Origin of the sequence: Dyella sp., assembly GCF_036746095.1 — a bacterium.
Lineage (GTDB): Bacteria > Pseudomonadota > Gammaproteobacteria > Xanthomonadales > Rhodanobacteraceae > Dyella_B.
On the sequence record NZ_DAIOEU010000007.1, the window covers coordinates 76,704 to 90,152 of the forward strand.

General features: G+C 63.3%; 12 protein-coding genes. 8 read left to right on the plus strand and 4 right to left on the minus strand.

Annotated features, from left to right (window positions below):
* Positions 1-84 precede the first annotated feature (84 nt).
* The 3 genes from V7M64_RS05330 (at position 85) to V7M64_RS05340 (ending at position 3,971) form a co-directional block, all read left to right on the plus strand.
* Positions 85-2,082: an oligopeptide transporter, OPT family gene (locus V7M64_RS05330; RefSeq protein WP_333677570.1), complete on the plus strand. Its 1,998-nt coding sequence runs from the start codon at positions 85-87 to the stop codon at positions 2,080-2,082.
* A 120-nt stretch (positions 2,083-2,202) separates the two neighbouring features.
* Entirely contained in the window at positions 2,203-3,264 is a 1,062-nt protein-coding gene (locus V7M64_RS05335) for a class I SAM-dependent methyltransferase (RefSeq protein ID WP_333677572.1), read from the plus strand.
* Positions 3,261-3,971: a pseudouridine synthase gene (locus tag V7M64_RS05340; protein ID WP_333677573.1), complete on the plus strand. Its 711-nt coding sequence runs from the start codon at positions 3,261-3,263 to the stop codon at positions 3,969-3,971. Before V7M64_RS05335 ends, V7M64_RS05340 begins: the two co-directional genes overlap by 4 nt.
* Positions 3,972-4,278: 307 nt before the next feature.
* Here V7M64_RS05340 and V7M64_RS05345 read toward each other — a convergent pair whose 3' ends face one another.
* The gene (locus V7M64_RS05345) at positions 4,279-4,425 is read right to left on the minus strand and encodes a hypothetical protein (RefSeq protein WP_333677575.1); all 147 of its coding nucleotides are present in this window, start codon (positions 4,423-4,425) and stop codon (positions 4,279-4,281) included.
* A 207-nt stretch (positions 4,426-4,632) separates the two neighbouring features.
* Between V7M64_RS05345 and V7M64_RS05350 the strand changes: the two genes are divergently transcribed.
* Positions 4,633-6,198: a protein adenylyltransferase SelO family protein gene (locus V7M64_RS05350; protein ID WP_333677576.1), complete on the plus strand. Its 1,566-nt coding sequence runs from the start codon at positions 4,633-4,635 to the stop codon at positions 6,196-6,198.
* Positions 6,199-6,597: 399 nt separating this feature from the next.
* Positions 6,598-8,889, plus strand: a complete 2,292-nt coding sequence (locus V7M64_RS05355; RefSeq protein WP_333677577.1) for a winged helix-turn-helix domain-containing protein — start codon at positions 6,598-6,600, stop codon at positions 8,887-8,889.
* Positions 8,890-8,924: 35 nt separating this feature from the next.
* Here the strand turns inward: V7M64_RS05355 and V7M64_RS05360 are convergent, their stop codons facing one another.
* Positions 8,925-9,674 (minus strand): SH3 domain-containing protein, encoded by a 750-nt coding sequence (locus tag V7M64_RS05360; protein WP_333677578.1) that lies wholly within the window; start codon positions 9,672-9,674, stop codon positions 8,925-8,927.
* Between the two features lie 169 nt (positions 9,675-9,843).
* Positions 9,844-10,329, minus strand: a complete 486-nt coding sequence (locus V7M64_RS05365) for an FKBP-type peptidyl-prolyl cis-trans isomerase (protein WP_333677579.1) — start codon at positions 10,327-10,329, stop codon at positions 9,844-9,846.
* Between the two features lie 226 nt (positions 10,330-10,555).
* Between V7M64_RS05365 and V7M64_RS05370 the strand changes: the two genes are divergently transcribed.
* The 3 genes from V7M64_RS05370 to V7M64_RS05380 all read left to right on the plus strand — a co-directional run bounded on the left by V7M64_RS05370 (position 10,556) and on the right by V7M64_RS05380 (position 12,657).
* Positions 10,556-11,635: a 3-deoxy-7-phosphoheptulonate synthase gene (locus tag V7M64_RS05370; RefSeq protein ID WP_333677580.1), complete on the plus strand. Its 1,080-nt coding sequence runs from the start codon at positions 10,556-10,558 to the stop codon at positions 11,633-11,635.
* Positions 11,636-11,704: 69 nt separating this feature from the next.
* The gene (locus V7M64_RS05375; RefSeq protein WP_333677581.1) at positions 11,705-11,980 is read left to right on the plus strand and encodes a GNAT family N-acetyltransferase; all 276 of its coding nucleotides are present in this window, start codon (positions 11,705-11,707) and stop codon (positions 11,978-11,980) included.
* The gene (locus V7M64_RS05380) at positions 11,977-12,657 is read left to right on the plus strand and encodes a DUF1345 domain-containing protein (RefSeq protein WP_333677582.1); all 681 of its coding nucleotides are present in this window, start codon (positions 11,977-11,979) and stop codon (positions 12,655-12,657) included. Before V7M64_RS05375 ends, V7M64_RS05380 begins: the two co-directional genes overlap by 4 nt.
* A 272-nt stretch (positions 12,658-12,929) precedes the next feature.
* On the opposite strand, the gene V7M64_RS05385 is transcribed toward V7M64_RS05380, so the two are convergent.
* Entirely contained in the window at positions 12,930-13,412 is a 483-nt protein-coding gene (locus V7M64_RS05385) for a YajQ family cyclic di-GMP-binding protein (RefSeq protein WP_333677583.1), read from the minus strand.
* Positions 13,413-13,449: the final 37 nt, after the last annotated feature.

Here is a 13,449-nt window from a genome sequence, read left to right on the forward strand (position 1 = left end):
GGGGAGCAACGCACTGCAGCGCGGCAACAACCTCAGAGCGATCCACGCTAATCTTCCGCGCTGGACATCCTGGGGAGACCACCCGTGAATGCAGTACCCCGACCCGGTGCGGAACGCGCCGAACTGACCGTACGCGGCCTGATCATCGGCATTGTGATCACGCTGGTGTTCACGGCGGCCAACGTGTTCTTCGGCCTCAAGGCCGGCCTGACCTTCGCCACCTCGATTCCCGCGGCGGTGATCTCGATGGCCATCCTGCGCGCGATGAAGGACGCGACGATCCAGGAAAACAACATCGTGCAGACCGTCGCCTCGGCGGCCGGCACGCTTTCGTCGATCATCTTCGTGCTGCCGGGCCTGATCATCGTGGGCTGGTGGACCGGCTTTCCGTTCTGGGTGTCATTCGGCATCTGCGCGGCGGGCGGCATTCTCGGCGTGATGTATACGATCCCGCTGCGCCGCGCGCTGGTCACCGATTCGGACCTGCCGTATCCGGAAGGCGTGGCCTGCGCCGAGGTGTTGAAGGTGGGTTCCGGCGAAGAGGTGGAAGCCTCCGATTCGGCTGCGGTGGAAGGCGGCAGCGCGGGCCTCAAGGCGGTGGTGGTCGGCTCGGTCGTCTCGGCGCTGTTCTACGTGGTGGTGCAGACCAAGCTGTTCGCCTCGGATCTTGCGCAATACTTCCGCATCGGCGATCGCGGCGCATCCAGCGGCTACGACTTTTCGCTCTCGTTCGCGCTGTTTGCGGTGGGGCACCTGGTCGGCCTGTGGGTGGGCATCGCGATGCTGGTCGGCGCCATCATCAGCTGGGGCTGGGCGGTGCCGCATTTCAGCCTGCTGCATCCGGCTGCAGGTGACGTCGCGGATGTCGCGCAAGGCATCTGGAGCAAATACGTGCGCTTCGTCGGCGCCGGCACGATCGGCGTGGCCGCCATCTGGACCTTGCTCAAGCTGGTCAAGCCGGTGGTCAGCGGCCTCGCCTCGGCGATGGCCGCCTCGCGCGTGCGCAAGGCGGGCAAGGGCGACACGCTGCCGCTGACCGAGCGCGACATGCCGATCGGCATCGTCGGCGTGATCGTGCTGTTGTGCATGATCCCGGTGGCGTATCTGCTGGGACACTTCAGCGTGGTCAGCGGACTGGCTTCGCACACCACGCTGCTGGTGATCGGCGGCGTGCTGTTCGTGCTGATCCTGAGCTTCCTGGTGTCCACCGTGTGCGGTTACATGGCGGGCCTGATCGGTTCGTCCAACAGTCCTCTCTCCGGCATCGGCATCCTGGTGGTGATCATCGCGGCGCTGCTGCTGGTGGCGGGCGTGAAGTCCGACCTGCCGGTCGATTCGGGCAAGGCGCTGGTGGCCTTTGCGTTGTTCATTACCTCGGTGGTGTTCGCCGTGGCGGCGATCGCCAACAACAACCTGCAGGATCTGAAGACCGGCCAGCTGGTGAACGCCACGCCGTGGCGCCAGCAGGTGGCGCTGGTGATCGGCGTGATCGCCGGCGCGGTGGTGATTCCGCCGGTGCTGGGACTGCTGAACGAAGCCTATGGCTTCCTCGGCGCGCCGGGCGTGAATCCCGCGCATGCATTGCCGGCGCCGCAGGCCGGCTTGATCTCGGCGCTGGCGCAGGGCGTGATCCAGAACAATATCGACTGGAGCCTGATCATCATCGGTGCCGTCATCGGTGCGGGCCTGATCGTGCTGGATGCGATTCTCGCGGGCACGACCAAATCCGTGCGCCTGCCGCCGCTCGCCGTCGGTCTGGGCATGTATCTGCCGACGTCCACCACCTTGATGATCGTGGTCGGCGCCATCGTCGGCTGGTATTTCGACAAGCGCGCCGATCGCACGCCGAAGGCCGAAGCCACCAAGCAGCTCGGCGTGTTGCTCGCCTCCGGCCTGATCGTGGGCGAAAGCATCATCGGCGTGGTGGTGGCGGCCATTGTGGTGTTCTCCGGCAAGCCAGCGCCGCTCGCACTGGTGGGCGACAGCTTCGAGAACGCCTCGGTGTGGATCGGCACCATCGCCTTTGTGGCGGTGACGTTTGCGATGTATCGGTGGATTGCGCGCTTGGGGCGCAATAGCTGAGTTTTTGCTCCCTCTCCCCCTGCGGGGAGAGGGAGCAGGTCGATGGCGACGGTTAGCGCATCCGGGCGCTTCGATGTGCGCGCATTAAACTACGCGCCTCATTTCCACCGGACACTCCGTTTGACCACGCCCGGCTTCCATGCCTCCGCGCCTGAAGCGGCGCTCGATGCGCTCTTCCTGCCTTTTTCGGATGGCTTGCTGCAGCTGCCTGCCGACGGCAACGTGCTGTTCCTGCGCGCGCGCGACGGTTTGCGCCTGCGTGAAGTCGCGCAACGGACCTGGCTGTGCGAACAAGGCTTCAGGCCATTTGCCGATGCGCTGGTACGCAGCGGCTACAAAGTAGGCGAGGCCGATACCGAGGCGCGCTTCAAGCTGGTGCTGGTGTTACCGCCGCGGCAGCGCGACGAAGCGCGTGCCTGGTTCGCCAAGGCGGCGCGTCATGCCGAAGGCGGTGGCGTGGTGGTGGCGTGCGTGCCGAATGCGGAGGGCGCGAAATCCGCGCAGGCCGACCTCGCGGCCCTGCTCGGTGGCGTGAGCCATCTGTCCAAGCACAAATGCCGCGTGTTCTGGGGCACGTCCAACACTTCTCGCGATGAAGCGCTGCTCGACGCGTGGTTGGATTTGGATCGCCCGTGCGCAAACACCGCCGGTTACATCAGCCGCCCCGGCCTGTTCGCCTGGGATCGCGTGGATACCGCCTCGGCCTTGCTCGCGGAACATCTGCCGGAAGACTTGCACGGCCGCGTCGCCGACTTCGGCGCGGGCTACGGCTATCTCGCCACGCAGATCGTCGCGCGTTGCCCACACGTCACCGCATTGGATCTCTACGAGGCCGAAGCGCGCGCGCTGGAGCCCGCGCGGCTGAATCTCGAACGCGCCCTGCGCGAGCACCCACGCGAGCTTGCCTTCGAGCTGTATTGGTACGACGTGACGCAGGGCGTCGAGCGGCGCTACGACGCCGTGGTGTGCAATCCGCCGTTCCACCAGGGCAGGGCGGACTTGCCGGACCTGGGCCGTGCCTTTATCACGCAGGCCGCACATGCGCTGCTGCCGCACGGACGCTTGTGGCTGGTGGCCAACCGGCACCTGCCCTACGAAGCAACGCTCGCGACGCACTTCGAACATGTGCGCAACGTGGCCACGCAGGATGGTTTCAAAGTGATTGAAGGTGTACGCATATGAGGCTGGTCAAGCTGATCGCCAATCTAGGCTATGGCAGCCGCAAAGATGTCGCATGGATGTTCCGCGAGGGACGCATCACCAGTCCCGATGGCGAGGTGCTGTACGCTGATGACAAGGCGGGGCACGCGCAGATCCGCATCGATGGCGAACCGCTCGATCCGCCGGCCGGCATCCTGCTGATGCTGCACAAACCGCTTGGCGTGACGTGCTCGCGCAAGGATCCGGGCCGCGTGGTGTACGACCTGCTGCCGCCGCGTTATCGCCAGCGCAGTCCTGCGCTTTCCACGGTTGGCCGGCTGGATCGCGACACCTCGGGCTTGCTGCTCATCACGGACGACGGCGCGCTGTTGCACCGGATCATCTCGCCGCGCGCGAACATCACCAAGGTGTATGAAGCCACGCTGGCGCAGGATCTGCGCGGCGACGAACAGGCGTTATTCGCCAGCGGCACGCTGATGCTGGAAGCGGAAACCACGCCCTTGTTGCCGGCAAAACTGGACGTGCTGGCGCCGCGGCATGTGCGGCTGTCGATTACCGAAGGGCGTTACCACCAGGTGCGCCGGATGTTCGCCGCCACTGGCAACCACGTCGAAGCCTTGCAGCGCACGACAGTGGGGCAATTGCAGTTGGAAAGCTTGCCGCCGGGTGCATGGCGCCAGCTTGGTGCGGATGACATCGAGCGCATCTTCGAACCGGCAGCCGCATGAGCTGCCGGGACTGTCATCTAAGGCAACACTGAATAAGTATCGCCGTCGTCATGATGTCTGGAAGGCTCGCAGGGTGTGTTGCGTGGCGCCGGGAAGACTGGCCGTCTTGCCAAGCCGCGCGGCGCAGCCTGCGGGCCTTCCAGACATCACCCCATCACTTTGAATTCAACCTGTTGGGGCCAGCCCTGTCTGTCCGCATGCCGCAGGTCCCCGTCTCGACGATGCGCCAGTCTGCCTTCGGCGCCGACCCTGTGGCCTGCGAACAGACAGGGCTGGTGACGACGGCGGATACTTATTCAGTGTTGCCTTAAGGCTTGGCTTGCATCTCGTGAATGCGGGCCAGCTCGTCTTCGCGCCGCGACCGTGCGTTGGAGGTCCAGGAAACCAGCTTGAGCTCCGCAAGCGCGTCGCCGACGGCGTGCTTGTGATTGTCCTGTGCGTGGTTTGAAAGCATCCCTGCTACCAGCTGCATTCCGCGTACGAGGGCGGAACGAGCAAGAAGCATGTGCATAGTTTTTTTACTCCACCGGCTACCCCTGCGTAGCCGCGGGCAAACTGTACCAAGCTTTAACCGCGCATGTATAGGTGATGTGAAGAACGTGCAGTTGCTCGCAATTTTGTTGCCTTGCACAAGCTTGGTCACGGCCGGATATACACTTACATGATGCTTACGCCACTCAACTTCGATAACGCTTTCATCCGTGAATTGCCGGGCGATCCCGACCGTGGCCGTGGCGCGCGCCAGGTCGCGGGTGCCTTGTACTCCCATGTCGATCCGAGCCCCGTGTCGGCACCGCGCACCGTCGCCTGGTCGCCGGAGATGGCGACGGAGCTGGGCTTCTCGGAGGCTGACATCGCCAGCCCGTTCTTCGCGCAAGTGTTCGGCGGCAACGGCATGCTCGAAGGCATGCAGCCGTGGGCCTCCAATTACGGCGGGCACCAGTTTGGCGTGTGGGCGGGACAACTCGGCGACGGACGCGCCATTTCCTTGGGCGAAGTCGTAGCGACGCAAGGCAGGCGCTGGGAACTGCAACTCAAAGGCGCAGGCAGCACGCCATATTCGCGCGGAGCAGACGGACGCGCGGTATTGCGCTCGTCGATCCGTGAATTCCTTTGCAGCGAAGCCATGCATCATCTCGGCGCGCCTACCACGCGCGCACTCAGCCTGGTGGTGACGGGCGACATGGTGGAGCGCGACATGTTCTACGACGGCCACCCGCAGGACGAACCCGGCGCGATCGTCTGCCGCGTGGCGCCGTCGTTCATTCGCTTCGGGCATTTCGAGCTGCCGGCGTCGCGCGGCGAGATCGAGCTGCTGCGCCAGCTGGTCGACTTCACGATCCGCAGGGATTTCCCGCATCTGCACGGCGAGGGCGAAACCTTGTACGCCGACTGGTTTGCCGAGGTGTGCGCGCGCACGGCAACGATGGTCGCGCACTGGATGCGCGTGGGTTTCGTGCATGGCGTGATGAATACCGACAACATGTCGATACTCGGTCTCACCATCGATTACGGTCCCTACGGCTGGGTCGACGATTTCGATCCGGACTGGACGCCCAACACCACTGATGCCATGCGCCGCCGCTATCGCTTCGGCCAGCAGCCGAACGTGGCGTGGTGGAATCTCAGCCGTCTCGCCGCAGCGATTGCGCCGTTGTTCGGTGACATCGCACCCTTGCAGGCAGGCCTGGATCGCTACGTGGCCGAATACAGCTTGCAGACACGCCGGGATATCGCCGCCAAGCTCGGGCTGATGGCGTGCCGCGACGACGACGTCACACGCATGGAAACGCTGCAGCAGCTGATGCATCAAGCAGAAGTGGACATGACGTTGTTCTTCCGTGCGCTCAGCCATGTCGATCTCCACACGCCGCAACTGCAGCCATTGCGGCATGCGTTCTACGACGATGCCAACCACGACGCGGTGGAAGCTGATTTCCTGCGCTGGCTCGACGACTACGCCAGGCGTGCGCGAGAAGATGCGTGGGCACCGGAACAGCGCGCGCAGTGCATGAACACTGCCAACCCCTGCTATGTGCTGCGCAATTATCTGGCGCAGGAAGCGATCGATCGCGCCATGCAGGGTGATTACGAAGGCATTCATTCGCTGCTCGATGTATTGCGGCATCCGTACGAGGAACAGCCGGGCCGCGGGCCGTTTGCGCAGAAGCGGCCGGAGTGGGCGAAGCATCGTGCAGGTTGTTCGATGCTGTCCTGCAGCTCCTAAACGTAGATGGAGGCGAAGCCTGACGCGGCGCCCAAGGAAGGGCTGTCGGGGTTCGCATCCGCTCACTCTACATGTGTCTTCGCGTGTCGTTCCGGCGCATACGCCAGAACGCAAACCAGAATGGGATGGGGCTGGCCACGTGTGATGAGATCAGGACGTCCGAGCACGCAAAAAAGATTCGCAGGCAAAGCAAAGCAAGTGACAGGCACGTCGAACGCAATCGACATTGCGATATCTGCCGACCGCTGTTGCGTTATTTGCCAGGCAAGCAAAACTTTACGCAGTGCGCATCCTGACTGTTTGAAATAACGGCTACACAAACCTGGATGATAAAATTTCCGCATGGGGAATCCAGTTTATTGCTTTGACGATTGCCGCCTTGATCCTCTTGCACGGGAATTGACTCGCAACGGTGCGCCGGTCTCCTTGCCGGCCAGTGCATTCGATTGCCTGGTGTATTTGATCGAGAACCGGGCGCGTCCGGTCGGCAAGGACGAGCTGATTTCCGCCGTGTGGGGACGCGCCGACGTCAGCGACAACCTGCTTGCGCAAACCATCGTGCGCTTGCGGCGCGCGATGGTTGATGCGGGCAACGAGCAATCCTGCATCAAGACGGTACCGCGCGTGGGCTATCGCTGGATGCTGGATACATCGGTAGTCGTGCAGGCTTCTGCGCTGCCTTCAACGCAAGCCCAGCCGAGGGTTGCAGCGCCTGCCATTGCTGAGAGCAACGGTTCGGCGCAACGTGCGAAGCGGGTGCGTCCCGCGTTGCTGGCGGCTTTGCTGTTTACGGTTGCGCTGGCGACGATGTATTGGGGAACGCAGTTTCACGGCGCCAAGGCTGCGCAGTCCGCGTTGCAATTCGATCACCGTTCCGCGCTCGTGCTGCCCGCCACGGTGAACGGCCCGGACGATTGGAAGTGGCTGCAGATCGGCCTGATGGATTTGATCTCCAACCAGCTGCGCACGGGGAAGGTGCCTACCGAAAACAGCCAATACGTGCTCAATCTGCTGAACCAGGCTGATAAAGGACGCGCCGACCTGGCGTCGTTCGCACTGGTCATCAGTCCGCGTGTGACGCTGGTTGCCCATACCTGGCACGTGCATCTGGATGCGAAAAGCCGCGACGGGCAGGCCTGGCAGGTGGAGTCCTCGTCCGCCGATGTGCTTGACGCGGCGCATGCGGCGGGCGATCTGCTGCTGGCGCAGCTCGGCTATGGCGCCGGCCCCGAACGCCATGGCGGCGATACGCAACAGCAATATCTATTGCGCATCGAGGCGGCCCAGCTGGCCGGCCATCCGGAACTTGCACAATCGCTGATTGCCCAGGCGCCGCCCGATCTGCGCCGCACGCCCGAGTTTGCTTACGCGGAAGCGGATTTCCATTGCAATGCGGGCGAGGTTGAGCGTTGCGAACAGGCGTTCAATGATCTGCTGAAGCAATTGCCCGCCGACAAGCGTGTGCTGCGCGCCAAGGTGCTGACCAGCCTGTGGTACAGCTATTACCGCAAGCATCAGTATGCACAGGGCGAAACGGCATTGAGCGAAGCGCTTCGCCTGTTGCAAGGGCAGAAGGATGTCGAGTCCCTGGCGACCGCCTACCTCGACCGATCGCATCTGGAGTTCTTTGACGCCAAGCTGGACAGGGCGGCGATGGACCTGGGCCTTGCCCGCGTCAATTACACCTTGGCGGGCGACACCGTGGGCCAGTCGAAGGTAGATGTATCGATGGCTGAAATTGCGATGCAACGCGGGCAATTCGCGCAGGCGCTGACGTTGCTGCAACAGGCGTACGAGCATTTTCAGCGCATGGGCATGCGCGAGCTGTTGTCGATGCCGCTGCAAGGACTGACGTATTCGCACAAGATGTTGCTGCAATTTCCCGACGAACTGGCGACGACCGAGCTGTATTGGCCGTTCGAACAGAAGAACATGCAGTTTTGCGACAACTATGTGCGCAATGCGTTGGTGATCCTGCGCGCCGTCGCGTTGGCCGACAACGGACGCACCGCCGAGGCGAGTACGGTGCTCGAACAACTGCTTGGGCAATTCAAGCCAGGCGACGATCCGGCACAGCGCGCATCGACGCAAGCTTTGCTGGCGAAGCTTGCGTTGGAACGTGGACAAACCCAGGCAGCGTTGGCGTGGATAGGGAAGGCGATGGATGGCACGGCGCTCAAGCAGGACGATGACAAGCGCAATGTTGCGCAGGCCTGGCTTGTCCAGATCAACATCCTGTTGCGCGCCGGTCGTGCCGATGACGTGCAGCGCGCGGTTGCCGCCATGAAAGCCTGGGCCGCGCCGTTGATGGAGCAGGATGAGTGGCTTGCGCTTTACGTCATGCGCGCCACGGCCGCGGGAGCATGGAGCGAAGGGAACCGCCAGCAAGCGTTCGAACAGCTCAAGCTCGCCATGGCCGTGGCGGACAAGCTCGGTGTGCCTGACCTTATCGTCAGTGTCGGGCAATCGTACGCCCTGGCTCTGGTGAGCGCGGGCAACATCGATCAGGCAGTGGCGATCAGTGGCCGGCTTTCAAGCTGGAGCGAGCTGGATTGGCGAGCTGCGTGGGCGGAAGCCTGCGTGTATCGCGCGCTGGGCCAGATGCCGGCGTGGGAGAAGTATCGAAGCAAGGCACAGGCGCTTGCCGGCGACCGTCCGCAACTGACGCAACCTGGGTTGCCGAGTTTTTGAACGCAGGCCCAGTGGTCCGGCCGCGTCATAAAAACTCAGCCGCCGTTGTTGTTGCCGTTGTTGCCCTGCGAAGACGGATTGCGCGGCGGCGGTGCCGGCGCCGGCCGATTGCTTTGCGGGCCGCGGCCATTGCCCGGCCGCGTGCCGGCGTTGCCACCGTGCTGGCCGTTACTACCGGGTCGTGGGCCGACATTTCCGCCTTGCCCGCCTGTGGGCGATGGTGCTGGGCGGTTGCCGCCATGGGGCGGCGGCCCATAGTTGCCACCGTGTCCGCCCGTACCGGGCTTCGGCGGGGGGCGTATGCCGGGACCCGGCCGGTTGCCGTCGTGCGGTGGCCGGGGAATTGGCCGGATCGGCGGGCGTGGGCCGGGATAGGGTCGAACGGGAACGGGTCGCCCATACCAGCGGGTGCGATCGCGATAGAACGGCCGGTTGACGTAGTAACGCCCCCAATACGCGCCGATCGCAAAGGTGACGATCGGAATGCCGATGCGCGCGCCGTAATCGGTCACGATCACTGGCTGGTCGTTGTACAGGTATTCGATATACGGGCCGGCAATCCAGCCGCGGCTGCCGGCGGCGATCACGTCGCACCACTGCCAGCCGTCGGTGCAGCCTTGCACGTCCACCGGCGTGCCGGCATCGAGCGTATAGATCAACGGGTATTGCGGGTCCGGGCCGGCCAGCATGTTCACGGTGGCTACGGTGTAGCCCTGTGCTGCAAACGCGGCAGCTGGAACCAGGGTGAAAACAGCGGCGATCAACGACCACAGCATTCGCTTCATCGGGCAATCCTCCAGGCGGGGGGGACGTACGACGTGATGGCCGGACCATCATGCCGCCATTCGGCACAGGCGCCTACCGCCCAAGATTCCTAAGCCACCGTAGGCTGAGAGGAAATCCATGGATCGAGAACCTCAACAAAACGGGATTTCATCCCCGCCTGCGCAACGCTTAGCGAACGTCCACCAGTTCGATATCGAACACCAGCGCACTGTTGCCCGGCACATCGGGCGCCGCGCCGCGCCGGCCGTAACCCATGCGGGAAGGAACGATGACGGTGCGCTTGCCGCCCACCTTCATGCCGCGCACGCCGCTTTCCATGCCTTCGATGACTTCGTTCGCGCCGATGGAGAAGGTGAGCGGTCGGCCGTTGTCGTAGGAACTATCGATTTTCGCGCCATGGTGGTCGGGCGCCTTGGCGTCGTACAGCCAGCCGGTGTACTGGATGCGGACCTCCGAATCGTCGCGCGCGGTGTTGCCGGTGCCCACCACCACATCCTTGATCACCATCGACGGGACGTCGTCGGCCCTGGCCGGCTGCGAGCCGAGGGCGCCCAGGGCGAGCAGGACGGCGGCGAGGAAGGCGAGCGGACGCGGCATGGAAAACTCCACAAGATGATGGCGGCGGGACAGTACCGCATCGTAGCGGCCGGCCATAGTCCATTCCCTCAGTTTGCAGCGCCGCAATGATGTGGTATCACTGGTCGCCATGATCCTCACCACCTCCAGCCGCTATTACTTTTGGTATGGCTACCCGATGCCGGCGGCGGAGCATGGTGTGCGATCGTAACGAGTCAAGATCAGCCACTTTCCAAAAAGCCGCCAGCCACCCTGGCGGCTTTTTTCATTCAGTCGCCGGGAAATCACTGAGGAACACATTGCCATGACCAGCCGTACCGACGACCTTCGCATCCGCGAAATCAAGGAAGTGCCCACCCCCGCCGATGTGATGCGGGATTGCACGCCCAGCGAGGAGGCCCTCGCCACCGTAGCGGACGCGCGCAACGCGCTGCACCGCATCCTGCACGGCCAGGACGATCGCCTTGCCGTCGTGATTGGCCCATGCTCGATCCACGATCCGGCTGCCGCGCTGGAATACGCCAGGCGCCTCGCCGTCGAGCGCGCGCGGCACGCCGATACGCTGGAGATCGTGATGCGCGTGTATTTCGAAAAACCACGCACCACGGTAGGTTGGAAAGGACTGATCAACGATCCGGACCTGGACGAGAGTTATCACATCGACAAGGGCCTGCACCTGGCACGGCGCCTGCTGTGCGACATCAATGCGCTGGGCCTGCCGGCCGGTACCGAATTCCTCGACCTGATCACGCCGCAATACATCGCCGACCTGGTGGCGTGGGGCGCGATCGGCGCGCGCACGACCGAAAGCCAGTCGCATCGCGAGCTCGCCTCCGGCCTGTCCTGTCCGGTGGGCTTCAAGAACGGCACCGATGGCAACGTGAAAATTGCCGTGGATGCCGTGCTCGCGGCCGCGCGGCCGCACCATTTCATGGCGGTGACCAAGCATGGGCGCACGGCCATTGCCGCGACGGCGGGCAACGAGGATTGCCACGTGATTCTGCGCGGCGGCAAACTGCCCAACTACGATGCCGCCAGTGTCGACAGCGCCTGCAGCGCACTGGCCAAAGCGGGCGTCGCCGAACGCCTGATGATCGATGCCAGCCATGCCAACAGCGCCAAGCAGCCGGAAAACCAGCCGCGCGTGGTGGCCGACATCGCCGCACAGCTCGAAGGCGGCGAAACGCGCATCCATGGCGTGATGGTGGAAAGCCACCTGGTAGCCGGGCGCCAGGATCAGGCCCCGGGCTGCGAACTCATCTACGGGCAGAGCATTACCGACGGCTGCATCGGCTGGGATGCCACCGTGGACGTGCTCGATCGCCTGGCCAAGGCGGTGCGGGTGCGCCGCGAGCGGGTGGCGGGGCAGGTCGTGGCTGCCTGATGCCGCGCATCTCCCCCGTCGCAGTGCCGGCATTCTATGCTTTCGCCTTCGACTTCCGCGGAGCGCATCATGGTTTTGGATATCCGGCACCTCGCTGCAGCACATCGGTTTGAAACCACCGTCGATGGCCATGTCTGCGAGCTCGATTACAACCTGCATGGCCAAGTGATGACCATTACCCACACCGGCGTGCCCGAGCAGGTTGGCGGACGCGGCATCGCCAGCGAGCTGGTGCGCACCGCGCTCGATACGGCGCGCCGCGAAGGCTGGAAAGTGGTGCCGGCGTGCAGCTATGCGCAGGTGTGGATGGAACGCCATCCGGCCTATGGCGATCTGCGCGCATGAATACGACCTTGCATGAAAAGCGCACGAGGCTTCATCGCTGGGCGCCGGTGCGCTTCGTGCGTGCGCGTCCGTGGCTGGCGATATCCAGCATCGTGTTCGTGGCGGTTTGTGCTGCGCTGCTGACGACCGGCGCGAAACCCGCTTCAGCCTTGCTGCTTGGCTTTGATGCCGGCGCGCTGCTCTATCTGAGCATGGTGGCGCGCATGTTTCATCGCGCCACTGCCGAGCACATGGCCAGGCAGGCGCAATGCCAGGATACCGGGCGGCGCGGTACGTTGTGGGTCGCCGTCACGCTATCGGTGGTGGTGCTGGTAGCGTTGTCCACCGAACTGCATGCGGCCAAGGGTGGCGGCGCACAGGCCCTGGCCGTGGCCGCGCTCAGCATCGTGCTGTCATGGTTGTTCATGAACACCATGTATGCGCTGCACTATGCGCATGGGTACTACGGTGATTTCGGCAAGCAGCACGAGGGCTTGGAATTTCCCGGCACCATCCATCCCGATTACTGGGATTTTCTGTATTTCGCCTTCGTGATCGGCATGTGCTTCCAGGTGTCGGATGTGCAGATCACCAGCTGCACGCTGCGCCGCACGGCGCTGCTGCACAGCGTGGTGGCGTTTTTCTTCAACGTGTTCATCATTGCGATCAGCGTGAATATTGCCGCGGGTTTGGCGTAACTCGCGCGGCCGTCATTCCCGCGAAAGCGGGAATCCAGCGACTTGAAAATCTGCAAAGGCCCTGGATTCCCGCTTTCGCTGGAATGACGAGCTGATGGCACTGAATTTCCATGGGAAATTTTCGATGCCGGGTGCTATGCCCGCGCATTTCTGAAGAACTTCATTTTCCCCGGACAGCAATGTGCTTTTGCGGGAATGACGGTCATGAGGCGAGCCATGCACGGGGGCTGAAACATGAATTGCTATGTTGGGTCTGCATCCACCCGTGGCTTTTAGTCGCGGAAGTTATCGAACTGCAACGGCAGCTCCACCTCCGCCTTGCGCAATACAGCCATCGCCAGTTGCAGGTCATCTTTCTTCTTGCCGCTCACGCGCAATTTGTCGCCATTGATCTGCGCTTCCACTTTCAGCTTGGCTTCTTTCAGCGTGGCGATCAGCTTCTTGGCGATCGGCTGCTCGATGCCTTGCTTCACGGTGATCTTCTGCCGCGCACCGCCCAGGTTCACTTCCGGATCGGCGATGTCGAGCGCGCGCAGGTCGATCTTCCGCGCGGCCAGGCGACCGCGCAGGATGTCCAGCATCTGCTGCAACTGGAACTCGCTGGGTGCGCTTTGCGTGATCACGGATTTGTCCAGCTCGAACTTCGCATCGCTGCCTTTGAAGTCGAAGCGGTTGGACAATTCGCGATTGGCCTGGTCGACTCCATTGGTCAACTCGTGTTTGTCGACTTCGGAGATGACGTCGAAAGAAGGCATGGTCTAAGTCCGTGGCAGGGTAGGCGCCAAGTTTATT